The organism is uncultured Metabacillus sp. (genome assembly GCF_947503125.1).
Lineage (GTDB): Bacteria > Bacillota > Bacilli > Bacillales > Bacillaceae > Metabacillus.
Genome location: NZ_CANNCR010000002.1, coordinates 277416 through 296326 on the forward strand (window position 1 = coordinate 277416; position 18911 = coordinate 296326).

The 18911-nt window shown below is 36.0% G+C and carries 20 protein-coding genes and 2 pseudogenes; 19 read left to right on the forward strand and 3 right to left on the reverse strand.

All coding sequences use genetic code 11. The features are described 5' to 3' along the window. The first annotated feature begins 112 nt into the window (after window positions 1–112). From Q1B07_RS03280 to Q1B07_RS03320, 9 genes are read left to right on the forward strand one after another with little or no spacing between them, the layout of a single operon-like run. Window positions 113–1111: an ABC transporter substrate-binding protein gene (locus tag Q1B07_RS03280; RefSeq protein WP_299088408.1), complete on the forward strand. Its 999-nt coding sequence runs from the start codon at window positions 113–115 to the stop codon at window positions 1109–1111. Next, on the forward strand, window positions 1074–2144 hold the full coding sequence (locus Q1B07_RS03285; RefSeq protein ID WP_299088406.1) for an iron ABC transporter permease: 1071 nt from the start codon (window positions 1074–1076) through the stop codon (window positions 2142–2144). The genes Q1B07_RS03280 and Q1B07_RS03285 overlap by 38 nt, the downstream gene beginning before the upstream one ends. Next, window positions 2141–3607: an adenosylcobinamide amidohydrolase gene (locus Q1B07_RS03290; RefSeq protein WP_299088404.1), complete on the forward strand. Its 1467-nt coding sequence runs from the start codon at window positions 2141–2143 to the stop codon at window positions 3605–3607. Before Q1B07_RS03285 ends, Q1B07_RS03290 begins: the two co-directional genes overlap by 4 nt. After that, window positions 3604–4560 (forward strand): adenosylcobinamide-phosphate synthase CbiB, encoded by a 957-nt coding sequence (gene cbiB, locus Q1B07_RS03295; RefSeq protein WP_299088402.1) that lies wholly within the window; start codon window positions 3604–3606, stop codon window positions 4558–4560. Before Q1B07_RS03290 ends, cbiB begins: the two co-directional genes overlap by 4 nt. Before the next feature lie 17 nt (window positions 4561–4577). Next, window positions 4578–5666 carry a histidinol-phosphate transaminase gene (locus tag Q1B07_RS03300; RefSeq protein ID WP_299088401.1) on the forward strand — a complete coding sequence of 363 codons (1089 nt, stop codon included), beginning with the start codon at window positions 4578–4580 and terminating at the stop codon, window positions 5664–5666. Further along, on the forward strand, window positions 5660–6202 hold the full coding sequence (locus Q1B07_RS03305) for a bifunctional adenosylcobinamide kinase/adenosylcobinamide-phosphate guanylyltransferase (RefSeq protein ID WP_299088398.1): 543 nt from the start codon (window positions 5660–5662) through the stop codon (window positions 6200–6202). The genes Q1B07_RS03300 and Q1B07_RS03305 overlap by 7 nt, the downstream gene beginning before the upstream one ends. A gap of 5 nt (window positions 6203–6207) precedes the next feature. Beyond that, the gene (gene cobS, locus Q1B07_RS03310) at window positions 6208–6981 is read left to right on the forward strand and encodes an adenosylcobinamide-GDP ribazoletransferase (protein WP_299088395.1); all 774 of its coding nucleotides are present in this window, start codon (window positions 6208–6210) and stop codon (window positions 6979–6981) included. After that, complete coding sequence (locus tag Q1B07_RS03315) at window positions 6933–7556, forward strand: histidine phosphatase family protein (protein ID WP_299088393.1); 624 nt, start codon at window positions 6933–6935, stop codon at window positions 7554–7556. Before cobS ends, Q1B07_RS03315 begins: the two co-directional genes overlap by 49 nt. Next, on the forward strand, window positions 7520–7939 hold the full coding sequence (locus Q1B07_RS03320) for a bifunctional adenosylcobinamide kinase/adenosylcobinamide-phosphate guanylyltransferase (protein ID WP_299088567.1): 420 nt from the start codon (window positions 7520–7522) through the stop codon (window positions 7937–7939). The genes Q1B07_RS03315 and Q1B07_RS03320 overlap by 37 nt, the downstream gene beginning before the upstream one ends. A 51-nt stretch (window positions 7940–7990) precedes the next feature. Here Q1B07_RS03320 and Q1B07_RS03325 read toward each other — a convergent pair whose 3' ends face one another. Continuing rightward, a complete protein-coding gene (locus Q1B07_RS03325) occupies window positions 7991–8803 on the reverse strand; it encodes a metallophosphoesterase (RefSeq protein WP_299088391.1) in 813 nt (270 codons plus the stop codon). Between the two features lie 139 nt (window positions 8804–8942). Here Q1B07_RS03325 and Q1B07_RS03330 point away from each other — a divergent pair, with 139 nt between their 5' ends. The 6 genes and pseudogenes from Q1B07_RS03330 to Q1B07_RS03355 all read left to right on the forward strand — a co-directional run bounded on the left by Q1B07_RS03330 (window position 8943) and on the right by Q1B07_RS03355 (window position 13193). Beyond that, complete coding sequence (locus Q1B07_RS03330) at window positions 8943–10064, forward strand: glycosyltransferase (RefSeq protein ID WP_299088389.1); 1122 nt, start codon at window positions 8943–8945, stop codon at window positions 10062–10064. Between the two features lie 186 nt (window positions 10065–10250). Beyond that, a pseudogene (gene spoVAC / locus Q1B07_RS03335) lies at window positions 10251–10722 on the forward strand (stage V sporulation protein AC). Then, window positions 10722–11732, forward strand: a complete 1011-nt coding sequence (spoVAD, locus tag Q1B07_RS03340) for a stage V sporulation protein AD (protein WP_299088386.1) — start codon at window positions 10722–10724, stop codon at window positions 11730–11732. The pseudogene spoVAC and the gene spoVAD overlap by 1 nt, the downstream one beginning before the upstream one ends. A gap of 2 nt (window positions 11733–11734) precedes the next feature. Then, the gene (gene spoVAE, locus Q1B07_RS03345; protein ID WP_299088564.1) at window positions 11735–12085 is read left to right on the forward strand and encodes a stage V sporulation protein AE; all 351 of its coding nucleotides are present in this window, start codon (window positions 11735–11737) and stop codon (window positions 12083–12085) included. 19 nt (window positions 12086–12104) lie between these two features. Beyond that, window positions 12105–12311: a DUF1657 domain-containing protein gene (locus tag Q1B07_RS03350; protein WP_299088384.1), complete on the forward strand. Its 207-nt coding sequence runs from the start codon at window positions 12105–12107 to the stop codon at window positions 12309–12311. 21 nt (window positions 12312–12332) lie between these two features. Then, a complete protein-coding gene (locus Q1B07_RS03355) occupies window positions 12333–13193 on the forward strand; it encodes a DUF421 domain-containing protein (RefSeq protein WP_299088383.1) in 861 nt (286 codons plus the stop codon). Between the two features lie 27 nt (window positions 13194–13220). Here the strand turns inward: Q1B07_RS03355 and Q1B07_RS03360 are convergent, their stop codons facing one another. Together Q1B07_RS03360 and Q1B07_RS03365 are read right to left on the reverse strand one after the other, a co-directional pair. After that, complete coding sequence (locus tag Q1B07_RS03360; protein WP_299088381.1) at window positions 13221–13949, reverse strand: endonuclease/exonuclease/phosphatase family protein; 729 nt, start codon at window positions 13947–13949, stop codon at window positions 13221–13223. Window positions 13950–14175: 226 nt separating this feature from the next. After that, window positions 14176–14723: pseudogene (locus Q1B07_RS03365) on the reverse strand (hypothetical protein). Between the two features lie 107 nt (window positions 14724–14830). On the opposite strand from Q1B07_RS03365, the gene Q1B07_RS03370 reads away from it, so the two are divergent. The 4 genes from Q1B07_RS03370 (at window position 14831) to Q1B07_RS03385 (ending at window position 18531) form a co-directional block, all read left to right on the forward strand. Further along, window positions 14831–16300, forward strand: coding sequence for an alkaline phosphatase family protein (locus Q1B07_RS03370; protein ID WP_299088378.1), 1470 nt, complete (start codon window positions 14831–14833; stop codon window positions 16298–16300). A gap of 180 nt (window positions 16301–16480) precedes the next feature. After that, window positions 16481–16780 (forward strand): hypothetical protein, encoded by a 300-nt coding sequence (locus Q1B07_RS03375; protein WP_299088377.1) that lies wholly within the window; start codon window positions 16481–16483, stop codon window positions 16778–16780. A 144-nt stretch (window positions 16781–16924) separates the two neighbouring features. Further along, window positions 16925–17233 (forward strand): hypothetical protein, encoded by a 309-nt coding sequence (locus Q1B07_RS03380; protein ID WP_299088376.1) that lies wholly within the window; start codon window positions 16925–16927, stop codon window positions 17231–17233. A 503-nt stretch (window positions 17234–17736) separates the two neighbouring features. Next, window positions 17737–18531 (forward strand): peptidoglycan-binding protein, encoded by a 795-nt coding sequence (locus Q1B07_RS03385; RefSeq protein ID WP_299088375.1) that lies wholly within the window; start codon window positions 17737–17739, stop codon window positions 18529–18531. Window positions 18532–18911: the final 380 nt, after the last annotated feature.

An 18911-nucleotide genomic window follows, 5' to 3' on the forward strand; every position in this document is an offset into this window, starting at 1 on the left:
TTAATGCTGGTGTTTTCTGTATTTATTAGAATCATCATTTCTTTTTGCATTTATCGCCTTTTCCAAGTGAATAGGCGTTTTTTTGTGGGCAAAAAACGTCAAGGAGTGTGTAATGATGAAAACAGGTATGAAGAAATGGCTTTTTCTAAGCTTTGTATTGACCATGTTAACAGTATTTACAGTTGCATGTGGAGCGACAGAAGAAAAAGCGACAGATGAAAAGGATAAAGCAACTGAAACAAAAACTGCGGAAGAAGGAAAAGGGGATACAGCTTTTCCAGTAACTGTAGTTGATGGTACGGGTGAAGAAGTAACCATTGAAACTGAACCGGAAACGATCGTCTCTGTTATCCCAAGTAACACGGAAATCACTTTTGCTTTAGGGCAAGGTGATAAGCTAATTGGTGTTGATAACTATAGTAACTATCCGCCCGAGGTGGAGAAGATTGAAAAAATTGGTGACCAGCAATTAAATGTTGAAAAGATTTTAGCTTTAAAGCCTGATCTTGCGCTCGTAACCGATTTTCAGCATGAGAATAATCCAGATATCTTGAAGAAATTTAAAGATGCTGGAATTAATGTAATTGTTATAAGCAGTGCCGAATCATTTGAAAATGTCTACAATACGATCCAGTTGATTGGTCAAGTGACAGGTGCCGCAGATGAGGCCGATAAGGTCGTGAAAGAAATGAAGGATTCCTTAGCTGAGATCAAAGAAAAGGCAAAGGCTGTTACAGAAAAGAAAAAAGTTTGGGTAGAAGTATCACCTGCTCCAGATATATTTACAACAGGACAAAATACGTTTATGCATGAAATGCTCCAAGCGATTAATGCAGAAAATGTTGCAGGTGAACAAAATGGTTGGGTAAAAATGACAGAAGAAGAAATTGTCACATTAAATCCAGATGTTATTATCACTACATATGGGTATTATGTTGAAAATCCGGAGGAGCAAGTATTAAACCGGGCTGGATGGAAGGAAGTGCCGGCTATTCAAAACAAGCAGGTTTATGATGTGAACAATGACACGGTAACAAGACCAGGGCCACGATTAATTGATGGGGTTGAGACACTTGCAAAGCTCGTTTATCCGGAAGTTTTTGGGAAATAAAATTAGTTGGATGTATCTTTTAAGCGGAGTGTTTGTCGTAAGTACAGCACTCCTTGGTTTATTCATTAGTAGTGTTCAGTATCCGATTGTAATGATCATAGATGTATTAACGACGAAATTGCTTGGTCTAACATTTTTTGATAGTGAAGGCGGAAAGTCGGCAGAGACGATTATTTGGGAGATTCGTTATCCTCGTGTATTATTGGCATTTTTAGTGGGTGCTGCATTATCTCTTGCAGGTTCGGCCTTTCAGGGGCTGTTGCGAAATCCGCTTGCAGACCCCTATACAATTGGTGTGTCTTCAGGTGCGTCCTTAGGTGCAGTTTTCGTTCTGTATTTTCAACTGACAATTCCGTTTTTAGAGGGCTATACATTACCGGTGGTAGCGATTATTTGCGGTTTTATCACGATGTTTATTGTTTTTGGAGTTACCCATTTATCTACTCGACAGCTTTCAATCGAAACAATTATCCTTGCTGGGATTATCGTCAGTTCCTTTATTAGTGCTGTTATTTCGCTTATTATTTCCTTAAGTGCAAGAGAAGATGTTCGGCAAATTTTATATTGGTTAATGGGGAACGTTGGAATGAGAGGCTGGAGCCATGTAAAACTAATGATCCCCTTCTTATTAATCGGGGCAATTATCTTACTTTCCCGCTCTAGAGAATTAAACGCCTTTGCTTTAGGTGAGGAATCTGCAGAACATTTAGGTGTTGATGTGCAACGTAGTAAGCTTTACATTTTAGTCGGTGCTTCTCTATTAACAGGTGCAGCCGTTTCTGTATCTGGTTCGATTGGCTTCGTTGGATTAGTGATTCCTCATTTTATCCGATTATTATGCGGGCCAAATCATCGCCATGTTTTGCCTTTATCGATGCTAGTTGGTGGAGGATACTTGATTCTGGCAGACCTGGTGGCGCGAACGATTATTGCCCCAAGTGAATTGCCAATAGGTGTTATTACGTCATTAATCGGTGCACCAGTCTTTGCATTGCTGTTAATTAGAGAACGAATTGGAAGGGGATCGGCATGATTGACATACAAAACGTTACAGGCGGTTATCATCAGAAAGCAATCATACAGAATCTAACACTTTCTATTGAAACTGGTAAATTCTATGCCCTTATTGGCCCAAATGGGAGCGGGAAAACAACTCTTGTTAAGTTAATAACGGGTGTTCTCCCGATTCAAGAAGGCACAATTACCCTTTTTGATCAGTCAATACAGTCCTATTCAGCATCTGCAAGAGCAAAGATTATGGCGGTGTTATCCCAGGAGGTTCATGTTGAATTTGATTTTCTCGTAGAAGAAATTGTCATGCTCGGCCGTTATCCTCATCAAACAGGCTTTTTTAAGTATCCTTCAAAAAAAGACCATCAGGTTGTCGAGGAAATCATGAAGCAAACGAATGTCTTCCAATTTCGAAAACAGCCTTTTAAGCGATTGAGCGGCGGAGAAAAACAACGTGTTCTGCTAGCAAAAGCCCTTGCCCAAGAACCGAAGATTCTTTTTTTAGATGAACCAACAAACCATCTTGATATGAAGCACACGGTCATAATGCTTCAGCAGTTGAAGGAATATCAGCAAAGCCGTCAGCTCACAATTGTTGCAATTTTACATGATTTGAATACGGCAGCCCTGTTTGCAGATCAGATCGGGCTACTAAATGAAGGGAAGTTAGTTGAAACAGGTGATCTTTCTATTTTGCAGAACGAAGCATTGCTTACCAGCATATATGAGGTGGACGTAAAAACGAATCATCACCCGGTCCTTCCAAAACCACAGGTTTCCGTCATACCAAATCAGCGGGAGCAAGATGTATTTGACATAGAGTATGACTTTACGGAAACTGATCGGTATATTCATCTTGAATTTAATGGGAAACTAAGGACGATTTCCAACAGTGTTTTAGGTGAAGGTCTACAATGGACTAAGAACTTTTGTAATTTCCATGTTGATAAAAATTACAATTGCTCTTGTCCGAAAAATGATATCATTAACTGGTTAAGAGAGGCAGGGATTTCAGAATTTGATACTGCAGGAATGATGACAGCCGTTAACCTTAAAGATAGAAGTATAATAGAAGAGAAGTTTGGGGATGTTTCTATATTAGCTGTCCTAACCGCTGGTGTCGGGAATGCGGTTGATATAACAGCAAAACAGCCTGTAGATTTAGGCTTTAGCATAGGTACAATAAATATTATGGTTTTTATCGATGCCCATTTAACAGACGGAGCATTAGTAAATGCCGTTCAGTCTGTTACAGAAGCTAAAACAAAAGCCTTGATTGATTTAAAAATAAAAGATCCGAATAGTGGGACACTAGCAAGTGGTACCTCAACAGATATCACGCTTGTTGCTGCTACACAAAACGGAGAGCCTACACCTTATGCTGGGTCAGGTACTGTAATCGGTAAGGCAATTGGCAGGACTGTTTATAAAGCGATGATAGAAGCTCTTCAAAAATATAAAAAACGATGTGAACAACAGCTATGAGCATTATTACTATTCACTTTTATCTCATAACAGCTGCCATTTTATTAGATTTACTCATCGGAGACCCAAGATGGCTTCCCCATCCTGTTATCATCATAGGAAAATGTGTTAGTTTTTTCGAAAGGAAATGGAATAAAAGGAGACAGAAAAAGCTTAAAGGTGTTCTGTTAACCATAACGATTGTTGGCGGGACATATGGCTGCACCTTTGCCCTCCTTTCCTTCATCAACTTCATCAATCCAGTTGCAAAGCTGGTTATCGAAATCTACCTAATCTCCACAACAATTGCCATGAGGGGCTTGCATAAAGCCGGAATAGAGGTTGCTTCCCCATTGTTAAAAGGGGATCTTAAACTAGCGCGGAAAAAGCTGAGTTATATAGTGGGGAGAGATACTGAGGATTTGCCGCCGCAAGAAGTGGTACGGGGAGCAGTGGAAACAGTTGCCGAAAATACAGTTGATGCGATAATTGCGCCATTATGCTGGGCACTTATTGGAGGTGCACCAATGGCAATGGCATACCGTGCTGCAAATACATTGGACTCAATGGTTGGGTATAAAAATGAGAAATTTGAACATTTTGGTTGGGCATCGGCAAGATTTGATGATGTTGTTAATTGGATACCAGCCAGATTAACTGCACTTCACATGTGGTTATTTTCATGGCTTGTTCCTTATTCGTTAAAGTGGAATGCACTTGCAGTAACATTGCGAGATGCAAAGAAGCATCCTAGTCCGAATAGCGGCTGGCCTGAAGCAATGGGAGCAGGGCTTTTAGGCGTTGTCCTAGGTGGAAAAAATCGCTACAAAGGAGTTGTATCTAACAGGGCTAAGTTGGGAAATCCTATTCGAAGTCTAGAACCAAATGATATTAAGAAAATAATAGTTTATATGCATGGCACTTGGATCATCTTTCTCCTTCTCCTGTTCTTAGTTACCATTAATTTATCATGAAGAGAGGTGTGACTATAATGAAATGGCCAGAACACGGAGGACAGCCGAATAAAATATTTGCATTAAAAGGCATAGCAACAGATCATCATTTCTTTGACTTTAGTGCCAATATTAATCCACTAGGTCCCCCACCAGAACTAAAAGAGAGCTTGTTCAAAGCTTATGATCAATTTGAGAGATACCCTGATCCTGATTATCGAAAAGAGACAAAGCTGGTCGCGGCTCATGAAAGGTTATATGAGGATGTAGTACTGCTAACGAATGGGGGTTCAGAAGCGATTTTTCTTGTTGCCCAGCTGTTTTCTGGTAAGAAGGCTTTAATTATTGAGCCGACCTTTTCTGAATATGAAAGGGCTTGTTATGTGTACCGGCTTTCCGTATCCCATGTTTCTCTTCAACTTGATCATGACTTCTCATTTCCTCTTGAAAAGGTATTATCCAAAATCGAAGAAGTAGATGTCGTTTTTTTATGTCGCCCTAATAACCCTACAGGCACGGTGGTTGCGATTGAAGATATAAAGGAATTGCTGGAAAAAGGGCTTGAGTGCCAAACGACCATTGTTATTGACGAGGCATTTATCCATTTTCTTCCGTCAGAAATAACTGATTTAACACATTTAATGGATACCTTTTCAAATCTGATCTTACTTCGATCATTAACGAAAATTTATGCGATACCAAGCTTGCGGCTAGGTTATGTAATTGCTAGACCAGAGATAATCGTACAATTAAAGAAAAACCAAATACCATGGAGTATAAATGGCATTGTCGCTTCATTTTTGCCAAGCTTAGTTGCACAAGACGGATTTATCGAAGCAACGAAATCATGGTTGCAAGGCCAGCTAAAGCTTTTAACAACAGAGTTTACTAAACTTGGCTTCTATTATTCTCCAACCTGCGTAAATTTTTACCTGTTAAAGGATCTTAACCAGGATACAAATACAGAAGAGTTATTAGAATTTTTACTAGATAATAAGATTATTCCAAGGCATACTCATACCTTTAAAGGTCTTGATGGGAACTATTTGCGGATGGCTGTCCGCAGCGCTGAGGAAAACAATTATTTACTGGAAACCTTAAGGAACTGGAGAGAAAAAAGATGTTAACGTTTATTTCAGGGGGCGCCCGTTCTGGAAAAAGTTCGTTTGCAGAGACCTATGCTATTCACCAATTCAATAAAGGCATTAAGACTGGAAAAAAAGAAAAGTTACTTTATATCGCAACAGCAGAACGGACAGATCTTGAAATGGAAAGACGAATTGAACGTCATAGAGAAGAACGGGATTCGGTTTGGCATACAATAGAAGCTCCTTTGGATATAACAAACGTGTTACAAAACATTAATGAGCAAAATGTCATTTTATTGGATTGCTTAACTATTTGGGTAAATAACATCATGTACAAGGCAAACGCTGATTTATTTCTGATTTTGCAAGAAGTTTCAAAATGGATCCATTTATCGGAACAGAAAAAACTTGAATTGATCATTGTCTCAAATGATGTTAATGAAGGTATGCCCAGTGACAATTTGTTCATTCACCAATATATCTACAATCTTGAAAAAGTGCATCAACTTATTACTTCAAATGCAAAATCGGTTTATCAAGTTGTCGCAGGAATTCCGATTAAATGGAAAGGTTGATCAGGATGAAGCATTTCGTTCTTGGAATTATTTTAGCATTGCAATTTTTAACCCGTATTCCTATTCCAATTAATTGTCCATGGGAAAAGCAATTTATAAAAGGAGCACTTCAATCTTTTGGTATAATTGGTTTCATTATCGGCGGAATTTTGTCACTGGTCTACACGATTACAGACCCGGTATTTCCTTTATGGATGAGTTCCCTCTTTATTATAACTCTATGGGTGATTTTAACAGGTGGATTGCATTTAGACGGCTTAATGGATGTAGCTGATGCAATCGGATCAAATGCTCCTTATGGGAAAAAGCTGGAAATTATGAAAGATCCTCAAGTTGGTAGTTTTGCAGTGCTCACGGTTATTTTTCATCTCGTATGGAAAGTAGCTCTTTTTTATGTGATCGTTTTACAGTTTAATGTTCAATTTGAGCAGCTTTTCGTGGGTCTAAGCTTGATTGCTGCATGCAGCCGATTAATACCGCTTTTTTTACTATATTTTGTACCAGTTATGAAGCAAGAGGGGTTAGCTTATTACTGGAAGCAGCACCTTTCCATCCGCGAGGTTATCATTGGAACTGTAGTTGTCATACTTTTTACATTGATTTCACCAAGCATGCTGTTGATTTGCTTTTCATATTTTGTCTATTTCTTCTTCTTCCGAATATGGATCATGAAAAACTTTAAAGGAATTAACGGAGATATACTAGGTGCTTCAATTGAAGGAGGGGAATTATGGGGACTTTTCATTCTATGGATGTATACTTTGTTCGTCATGGGATAACGAGATGGAATCTTGAAAAAAGATATATGGGTCATTCAGATGAACCTTTATTAGAGCAAGAGCTTCATATATTAAATCAACTGCGAAGAGCACTTGAAAGCATTGATTTTGATTTTTATTATTGTAGTGATCTTAAGAGATGTCTAGAAACGTTTCGGTATTTACTTCCCAATAAGCTAGTTTGTTTAGATTCCAGGCTAAGGGAAATTCATTTTGGCGAATGGGAAGGCTTAACTTATGAAGATCTTAAAGGAGATCACATTTATCAGGCATGGTTAGCAGATTTTGAAAAGAATGTACCGCCAAAAGGAGAAACATTGCAGCAATTTACTAGCAGAATTAATACTTTTCTTGCAGAATTACAATCACGACAAACCGTGTCAAATAGCAAAACATTGATCGTAACACACGGCGGGGTTATTCGCGCAATAATGAAAAACTTAGATTTAATCAGTACTTATTGGGATATACAAATTAACCATGGAACAGCCTATTGTCTGTCATTTTATCATCAAAGGGGGGAATGGATTTGCAACTCGTGGTCGGAGGTGCCTATTCAGGAAAAAGAAAGTTAATAAGAGATCATTATGATGAAATAACTTGGCATAGTGCTTATCAATATGATCTGTTACTTGATTGGAAGATAAAATTCAGATCAAGCTCAATGCTAGTATTAGAAGGGTGGGAAGTGTGGATTAAGAATGAATTAAAATTATACTCCACTCTTGATGATGCAAAAGATCATTTTTATGAACTAATTGATGAAATTTGCGAGTTAGAGAAGAGGTACGAAAAATCTGTTATTTTCATAATATTGGAAATGGGGAGAGGGATTGTACCATTAAATGAAGAGGATAGGAACATCCGTGATATAGCTGGTTGGGTGCTGCAGTATGCTGCAAGCAAGGCCGATTCAGTGCAATATTGTTGGCACGGTTTAGTAAAAACCATTAAATAAACCCCCTAAAACGAAGTGGGGGTTTAACTTTATCTTGAAACGTTCTAATATTTATGAAAGGTTATGAATGGTAATTTCAGGACGACTTCCAATCCGAATATTTACCCCGGTTTGTCCGAGCCCCTCACTTATATAAAAGGGTTTATCATTATGATAATGTAATCCTTTCACCATTTTCATCCGAACTAATTTTCCCATTTTGATTAAGTGATATGGCTTAGGCCAATGGATTTGTCCTCCATGAAAATGGCCTGACAAGAGGTAATCAAAATGAAAATCTTTCATTTCCAACACAATGTTCGGATCATGTGTCAATACTAAATTATAGCCGTTTTGTAACCCTTTATATGATTTAAGAAGGTTGCTTCTTTTCGTACTGTAATCATCAATACCAATGATATTAAGCTTATTTCCTTCCACCTCGATTGTAAGATGTTCATTTTGCAATGTTTTACAACCGTTTTCCTCGATCGTTTCCTTTAAACGTTGAAAATTCTTCCCTTTTAAGACGTAATCGTGATTTCCGAACACCGCATACATTCCAAACCTAGGTTGAATATTTCTTAAGACTTCTAAATAAGGAACCAGCTTAGGAATACTTCGTTTACGATCTAAAAAATCTCCTGTAAGGGCAATTAAGTCAATTGGATCATTTTCAACTAGTTTTTGGAGTTCTTGAGGCGAAATTGAAATGTTTTCTAAATGCAAGTCTGATAGATGTAGAATCCTTAGTTGCCTGTTTAGAAATTTTCCCTCTTCTTCAAGAGATATATTTTTGATCGCAATATCTTTAGTATTGTTATTTGCTTTATATAAAACAGGAATGATGATGATTAATAGTATAACTAGTAATAAAAAAATCAAAATTATCTCCTCCTATATAAAAGTATAGTAGGAGAGTTAAGGTAAGAATAGTGGGAAGTAATGGTTACCTTCGTAACCATTAATAATTTTTTATAAAAGAAAGAAACTATAAGTAAAAATCTAGAACTGAGGGTAGGGTATGCCAAAAATTTTATTAATGCCTTTATTAAGAATGTCTTCGGGACATCATCAAGTTGCTGACAGTATTATGGAATCCTTAAAAGAAGGTAATTTGGAATTGGAATTTGAAAAAGTGGAACTATTATCGTATAGTTTGGGGTTTTTAGAGACGATTATTACTGGAACGTACCTAAAATCGATAAAGGTATGTCCTGCTCTTTACAGCTGGTTATATCGTAAAGTTTCTTTCAATGATATATATAAAACGAAAAGATACATACTATATGAAATACTTTTTCTCAGATCTATAAAAAAGAAGGTACTTAATGATAGTAATCCAGATTTAATTATATGCACTCATGCACTCCCTTCATATTTGCTAAATAAACTGAAACAGCAATCAGGCCAACGCGTTCCAGTTATTAATGTTTATACTGACTTTTTTGTTAATCAACTTTGGGGTTTGTCTCATATTGATTATCATTTTGCTCCTACTCAAGAAGTAAAACAATTCCTTTGTAGTCAAGGAGTGGAGTACAATCAAATCCATGTAACCGGAATTCCTGTCCATCCCTCTTATTCAAAGAATGAATCAAAACAAAAAACAAATGAACAAAACGACATACATTTACTTATTTCCGGTGGAAGTCTTGGTACTGGAAACATAAAAAAATTGTTAAAAAACCTAAAACCTTCAGGGAAGATTCATTACAAGGTCCTATGTGGAAAAAATAAAAAGTTGTTTCAATTTGTACAATCAATTAACAGCCCCAATATTACCCCATTACCCTATATAACATGTAAAAATGAAATGAATGCACTTTATTCCAATTCTTCCGGGATCATAACGAAACCTGGAGGAGTGACTATTAGTGAAACATTAAGAAAAAAATTACCAATTTTTATTTACTCTGTCTTACCTGGTCAAGAAGAAATAAATTTACGAAATTTAAAAAATAATGAGCTTGTTTTTCTGCTGGAAAATGATCACAAATATTTAGAAAATCAAATCTTGGATTACTTAACTTCCCAAACCTGTATGAATCGGCATCGAAAACAGGTGAACATGTATTTAAACTCAATAGAAAATGAGGTTTTATCAGAAACTTTAGTAAAAATACTTACGAATAAACACAATTAAAAAAATTAGCGGAAGATCATTTTCCAAATTATCATGTGACCCTATCAACCGACAAAAAAATATTACTGGAACTCAATGAGTTAGAAAAGCAAGTCAACGAAACAAATATCAGTAAAAAGAAACTTGAAAAAGAACTAAATAGAATCAAAAGTCTTTCAGAGGAACTTACATAAAGAAGGTGAATGAATGTCAAATAACAAAAAGAAAAACTTAACTCCTGTTCAGCCAATCATTTCAAAAAGAACGCGAGGTAAAGCGCCCAATTGTAAGAAATTGTATAAAGGCATTTTTTGTTGGCGGGGCTATATGTTTAGTTGGACAAGCGATTCAAACTTTTTTTATCTATAATTTCGACTTCACTGAACAAACTGCCGGAAATCCTACCGTCGCAGTTATGATTTTTCTCTCAATGCTCTTAACGGGCTTTGGTGTATATGATCGCCTTGCTCAATTTGGTGGTGCTGGTTCAGCGGTTCCAGTTACCGGGTTTGGAAACGCAGTAATTTCAGCAGCAATTGAACATAGAACGGAAGGTTATGTCCTTGGTGTTGGTGGAAATATGTTTAAATTAGCAGGATCAGTTATTATGTTTGGTGTGTTTTCGGCATTTGTGATTGCGACCATTAAAACAATTTGGATCGGGTTGGGTGGTTTGTAATGTTAAGCGGACATAACACGTGGCTGTTTAAAAATGAACCAGTTATTATTTCAACTGGAACAGTAGGAGGACCTTTTGAAGCACGAGGAAAAATACCGGAAGACTTTGATTTATTACATGATGATATTTGGTTAAGGCAAGACTCATTTGAAAAAGCTCAAAAAGTCTTAATTGAGGAAGCTTGCCAAAAGGCAATGGAAAAAGCAGAGGTTCAACAAGAAGATGTTCAATTTTTTCTTGGGGGAGATTTGATCAATCAAATTACTCTTACTAGTTTTGCGATAAAAACATTTGGCTTCCCTTATTTAGGTTTATTCGGTGCTTGTTCAACTTCTATGGAAGGGTTGGCACTGGGAGCGTTTATTGTAAATAATAGAGGATCAACATGCCTAATGACAGGTGCTTCAAGTCATAATGCTGCTACAGAAAAGCAATTTCGATACCCTACTGAATATGGAGGGCAAAAACCGCCGACATCACAATGGACCGTGACTGGTGCTGGTGTTGCCATTTTAAAGAATGAAGGTGAAGGTCCAAAAGTTACTTCTGCTACGATTGGCCGCGTTATTGATATGGGATTAACCGATCCTTTTAATATGGGTGGAGCAATGGCTCCCGCGGCTGTGGATACGATTGAAACTCACCTAAAAGAACGAGGAGTGGATTTGTCGTATTATGATTTAATTGTAACAGGTGACCTTGGACACATTGGTCGTGAAGTTGCCCTCGACCTTCTGAAAAAGCATGGATTTTCAATTAAAGAAGAACAATTTCAGGATTGCGGACTGATGATTTACCGTGAAGGACAACCGGTTCTATCTGGTGCCAGTGGTGCAGGATGTTCTGCAACTGTTGTATATGGCCATTTGCTTAATCGGATGAAAAAGGGCGAATTTAATAGGTTACTCGTTGTTGCTACTGGTGCATTATTATCGCCTCTAACATTCCAGCAAAATGAAACAATTCCTTGCATTGCACATGCAGTTTCGATTGAGTTAGGAGGCTTATGATGATGATTTTCTTTTGGGCATTTATCATAGGCGGCTTAATTTGTGTGATAGGTCAAATCATGTTTGATGTTTTTAAACTAACGCCTGCACATACATTAAGTACGTTGGTTGTAGTTGGAGCTATTTTAGATGGCTTTAATTTATATGAACCTTTGATCGCATTTGCTGGAGCAGGTGCAACGATTCCAATTACAAGCTTTGGAAATTCTTTAGTGCATGGTGCCATGCAGGAGGCAGAGCAACATGGACTTGTAGGGGTCATAACCGGGATGTTTGAAGTAACTAGCTCAGGGATATCCGCAGCCATTATTTTTGGTCTGATAGGAGCCTTAATCTTTAAACCTAAAGGATAATGCAAGGAGGTTTGTTTTTATGACCGTTGGTTCACAAGTAAAACAGTGTTTATCGACCTTGAAAAGCATTGAGGCAAGCTTATCAAGTCTTGCAATTACCTCACAAGATGAGGAGGCAAAAAAAGTTTTTCATGAAATGATGATGAAAATGGAGGAAGTGAAAGAGGATGTAAAAATGCGTGTTGGACAATTGGAACGGGAAGAATATCAATACAAAGGATTTTAATCTTGCAAGAGGTGATAATCGATGCCTGAATGGATAGATGTTATCTTAAGATCTTTTTTCTTTTTAGCCGTGTTGTTTTTAATTACGAAAATTTTGGGGAAAAAACAGTTAACAGAGTTATCTTTTTTTGAGTATGTGACTGGTATTACAATTGGAAGCATTGCTGGGGAAGTGATAATAGGACTTGATGGGAATATGTGGAATGGCGTGGTCTCCATTTTCATTTTTGGTTCGGTTCCGTTCATAGTAGGGATACTTTCTCTAAAAAGCAAAAGATTCAGAGACTTAGTTGAAGGAAAAGGAACAATCTTTATTAAAGACGGCAAAGTGATGGAAGATAATTTAAAAAAAGAAAGATATACAGCTGATGAATTACTTGAACTTCTCCGTAGGAAAAATGTATTCCAAGTTGCAGACGTTGAATTTGCTGTTTTAGAACCCACGGGTGATTTAAGTGTACTTTTAAAAAAAGAAAATCGTCCTGTTACAGCTAAAGATCTTGGAATGACTGCTATTAATGAAAAAGAACCTCAAACGGTTATAATGGACGGAGAAGTGTTAGACGAACCGCTTACAAATGCCGGAAGAAACAGACGTTGGCTTGAAACCGAGTTGGACAAATTGAATGTAAGCATTGAAAATGTATATTTAGCTCAGGTAGACACTTATGGGCAGTTAACAGTTGATTTATTTGATGACAAGCTAAAAGTACCCACACCTCAAGAAAAACCATTGCTGTTAGCAATGATAAAAAAATGTCAAGCGGATCTGGAATTATTCTCTTTGGCTACAGATTCTAAGGAAACAAAGCAAATGTATCATAAAAATGCTATGAAAGTAGATGAAGTATTAATTAAATTGACACCATACCTTAAGAATTAGAACAGCTGTAAATTAATCATAAAGGTATTAATGGCAAGATATTGTTGCTTTTAACGGCAAATGATCAGAAGAGTTATGTGTATATGTTATGACTTGTGATTGAACAACTCTTAGTTCAGGACTGACAAAAATGTAATCCAACCTCATTTTTGGATGAGACGATGGGTATGTGTAACCTGGTCCCATTCCTGAAACATGCCAAGAATCTTGAACTTTATCCGATAATTTTTTCCACCCTTTTGATCCTGGCTTCATATTCCAATCACCCATCAAAATAATTGGATGGGGATATTTATGAATTTGTTTTATGATAAAATCAGTTTGCTTTCTATGAAGGAAGGGATTAAGGCTTAAATGAGTGACCATTATTTGATATAACTGTTTATCTATTTGAATTGTGGCATCAAGCAATGACCTTCCTTCAATTAGTCCGGGCATATAGTTAAATGAATGGCTTTTTTTTGATACGATAGGAAATCGGGATAGAAGAGCATTCCCATATTGACGCACCTTATTTGTGGTTTTAGATTTAAATGAGAGAGACGGACTAAAAAAGTAGTTTGTATTTAATTGCTTTGCAAGCCACCTTGTCTGATCTTCAAAGAGACTTCGCTTTGAAAAATATTTATCAACTTCATTAAGGCCGATAATATCTGCTTCACTTTTTTCAAGTACTTGAGCAATTCTCTCTAGATTTGCTTCTTTATCAATCCCCACTCCGTGATGAATATTAAAGGTCAAAACATCGATTTCCATAAAACACGATCTCCTTTTATGCTGGGCATTCTAAAAATAACGTATAAATTACCCGATTTTAAACAACCTAATTTTAAAGGAATTTCCAAAAGATTGAAAAACCAAAATTTATTGAAAGCATCTAGAAACAGAATAAGCTAGAAGCATTCTTAATAATTCAACCCCTGATGAAAATAAGAGAGAGTTTAACTAAATTGCATAAAAATAAATACATTTCCAATTTGTTTTACTTATTTTTATTATATGTCTGTTCGAGTTTTTCCTTTGACATAAATAAATAATAAAGTTCAGGTATTTTTAAGATATTTACTCGTTCTGCAGATAATAAAAAAAGAGGAGCCTGGGTTAACCCTTTTAATAATCTGTAAAGTGAGCTGCTAGGTCGAACAGTCTCAAAACCAAGTTTCTTGCTCCTTTATGCAGCATCGTGATGCCAATAACTCCCTTAATTTCATTGCTGTTTTTATGGTTATGAATATATTCTGCAATAAGAGGCATCGAAAAATGTACTTTCTGAAAAATAATTCTGCCTCTTCTTACAGTGCATTTGACGCTTTTCAACTCGTTTAAAAGTTTAACATTGTGTAAATGAATTTTTAGCATTTTATCATTTTTATTTATCTTTGTTCCGTCACTTAAGACAACATCTTTTCCTTTATATTTGGTTATTCGTACACGGAAAATATTTGAATGACGATCGATGTATTCTAATCTGGTTAATAGGTAATATAAAGGATCAAGTATATTCCAAAATGTAAGCAGATAGCTGCGCATAATTCTTACCTCCTCATTTCAATAATAATTTGTCATTTTTCCTTAGGAATTATAATTGAGAAATTTTCCTATTATCTTTTATGTATTTTTGAAAGGACGAGATTTCGATGACATTAACCTCACCAGGAAAGAAAAAAATAATAATGATTATAGTTGATACATTAATGGATTTGACTTTACAAGAAGCGTTAAAGAATGGAAAAGCACCCGCACTTCAATTTTTTATTGAAAATGGCTATAAAATTCCAAACATGGTCAGCCCATTTCCAACTATGTCTGTAAATGTAGACAGCTCGTTGCTTACCGGTGTTTACAGTGATCAACATAAAGTACCTGGTTTAGTGTGGTTTAACAAAAATGAAAATAGAATTATTAATTATGGGGGTAATGTTAGAGAACTCTTTAAACTAGGCTTGAAACAATCGATGGAAGATATTTTTTACAATTTAAATCATAACCATTTAAGCAAAAAGCATAAAACCATTCATGAAATCTTAAAGGATCAAGATTTACAGACTGCGTCTATCAATACTTTAATGTATAGGGGAAGCGAATCTGTACAAATCACATTTCCTTTTCTTATGTCATTGTTTACAGGAATGAGAAGAAAAATTTTCGCTTATGCTCCCTATTTATTTTCATACGGTGCTATGGCTAAATTATCTTCATCGAAAAGTTACTCTTTTTTTGGGCAGAAATATGGGTTTAATGACAAATTTTCAGCAAAGGAATTGAAATATCTTATCAAACAAGATATGCTTCCTGCCTTTACAATTGCATATTTTCCAGATTTAGATCAGCGAATTCATAAAAAAGGCAGGATGTATAGTAAAGGTATTGAAAAAGTTGACAAGCAACTTCAAGACATTCTTAATACATACTCTACTTGGAAAGATGCATTAAAGGATAATACATGGATTATTTTGGGGGATAATGGCCAAGCGTGGATTGAAGATGACCGTAAGAAAGCTTTGATTGATTTAAGAAAACTATTGCAAGCATATAAAATACCAAAATTAAGGGCAAGAATAACTTCATCAGATGAGGTTATTCTATGTGCAAATGAAAGAATGACTTTTATTTATACATTGGATTCTAATCGTGTACCTCTAGAAAAACTTGCAAAGACATTACAAAAGGATGACAGAATTGATATCATAGCTTGGAAAAAGGGTAATAATATTTATGTAATTTCTGGCATTCAAACTGGACAGCTTATCTTTAGTCCTGATGGAAATTATAAGGATGAGTATGGACAAACATGGTTAATAGAAGGTGATCTACAAATATTAGACCTATCAATTATGGAAAAAAACATTATGTATGGAACATACCCAGATGCCTTGGCAAGACTTTATACAACATTTTTTTCGCATGAAGGGGATTATCTTGTTGTTAATGCAAAGCCGGGATATGAATTTTTAGCCGAATCTTCACCTACTCATGTTGGAGGGGCTAGCCACGGAGGATTGCATGAACAAGATTCACTTGTTCCCATGATTGTAACCGGAACTGATACAAAGCCGAAAAATCCTCGTATCGTAGATTTAAAAGAGTGGCTTTTATCATTAATCTAGGAAAAGCTATGTTAAGTCATAGTTGATTTTCCACTAATATATCAGAGCCTAGAAAAATAATACACACCGGTATTTACCTAGCACAAATAATAAGTAATAAGAAATTACCAACACTATTATCTTTAAATTAAATACAGAATATAAATGTCCTGAAAAAAATACAAATAGGGGGTAATCAGAATGAACAATCTAAACACTCTTTTTTCATTATTAAGTGGAAGAAGAAATGTTCGATTATTTAATTTACTTGGCAATAAGCGAACAAATAACGGCAGTTTGCTTTTATGGTCGTTACTTGGATTAACAGCTCTTGGAGTGATTGGAAGCCGAAATACAAATTGGGGACAAAAAATTCAAGAAGGCTTTAATAACCTTCGAATTAATTCTAGGATACCCTTACAAAATCAAATGAATTTTGCTTATGAATTTGCAGATGAGGTTTTTCCTAATATGGTAAATAATAATAGTAACAATCAATAGAAAGTTTAAAAGGGGCTATCTCAAAAAGGGGATAGTCCCTTCCCATGTTTAAAGTTGCAGATATAGGCAAATGTCTATTCCCATGAACATTAGTGAAACATAGTATATTTTGCATGGACTAAATAATCAAGAAAGGGGATAAAAATGAGTCATTTATATCCATACCACATGTCTTATTATCGACAACAGCATGCTGGCCACTTTCCGCAATACCCTCAATCTGAATTGTGGGCAGATCAATTAATCAAAAAACCTTTATACCCTCATTTAAAACAACAAGTATTATCTAGCATTGACCCATTTGTAAAATATGGCTTAAAAGAGGCGAAAGCTACATCATTTGCACATGCATTACAGGAAGTTGCTGCAATGACCTATTTACTTGGTAAAGGAATGGATCCTCATACCGCTTATTTAACAGTAGAATCTTGGGAAACGAATGAAATGTTTTAAAATTTTTGAGTCAGCAATTATAAGGGAATGTCATACTTTATAAAATTGTGAACTTCACTTCATGATGAACTTGACAAAAAATGAAAGACTCTTTGATTAGAGTTTTTCATTTAAAGGTAAGAAAATATAAAATTTTATACCTAGTTTAGTGTCTAGCTCCAGCGCCTAGCCCCTCTAGGGTCTAGCCACTCATGAATAGAAGGCAAAGAACACCTTCTATTCATGAGCGTCTTATTTGCCCTAGGCTGATCAAGGCGCTTTCGCTTTTCTTATTTTGTTTGATTGTTGAAATAACACACATTTTAGATATTAATATTGTAAAATTTACAGGAATAAGCTAATTATTGGTGATTTTTGTCATTTTTTCCTGTTAAATCTTGACCATGATTTGACATTAATTTCTTTTTATTTAGGTCTTAATTCGTGAAATTTAGTTTTTACCTTAAAAATTCTTTCAAGTCTCCGTATTGTTTTAATGAAATAAACGAGGAGGCTAAGTTGTAATGAAAAAGAAATGGGGATTTACGCTGCTTGCATTCACAAGTATCGGTTTGCTTTTTCCCGAAACAGGTGAAGCGGCATTGGGAGACAGAACATTATCAAAGGGAATGGCACATAGTGATGTAAAAGAATTGCAGGAGTATTTATTAGCAAAAGGAAATTTTCCTTATCATACCGCTACAGGCTATTTTGGTGACATAACGGAGGATGCTGTAAGAGAATTTCAATCAGAGAAACGTATTAAAATAGATGGTATTGCAGGTCCGCAAACAAATGTAAAAATAAAAGTTCTCCGTAAAGGAGATATGGGCAAGCCGGTTATCCAACTTCAACAGCTTTTACAAGCATGGGACTCTTATAGTGGAGCAATTGATGGAATCTATGGCGACGGGACAAAAAATGCTGTTGCTCAATTTCAACGTAAAGTAGGGTTAGCAGTTGATGGTATTGCAGGTCCGCAAACATTTAGTAAATTAAACCAAAAAGCATCTGCTGCCGATCAGTCTGTTAAAGAACTAACTGTTGCGAGTACCGCCTATACTGCATACTGTAGTGGCTGCTCTGGAGTAACAAGAATGGGAGTCGATTTGAAAAAATATCCGGATGGTAAGGTAATTGCTGTCGACCCAAGTGTTATACCTTTAGGATCTACCGTTGAAGTAGAAGGCTATGGAACTGCCATTGCAGCTGATATTGGCGGAGGGATTACAGGAAATGAAATAGATGTCTTTTTCCCAACAGAAAATACGGCACTACAATGGGGAAGAAAAACGGTGAAGGTTAGAGTGCTTGATTAAAAAATGGATACATAATAGTAATGAAAATAAAAAGATGCCTATTGAGCAAAGAATTTTAGATTAACTTCAATTTAATTTTAAAATCGAGTTGACAGGTAGGATTAATAGGATATATAATCTGATTAATTAGTAACGAAATAAAAAGCCGATCGGAAAACCGAAGGCCTAACTCTTTTTCTGCAAAAGGGTTAGGCCTTTTTTATTTCTCTTACTAGCAGATCACAACACAATGAGGTGTAAGTCTGAAATGAATACTCTGGGCACCCAGTTAAAAAATGGGCATAGCAAAACAAGCCATCGATCGATGACTCAACTGGAAATATATGGTTAGTTTAGCGTCAAGTAGTTGTAACTTCCATCACTCGAAAGCCTTGACTTTT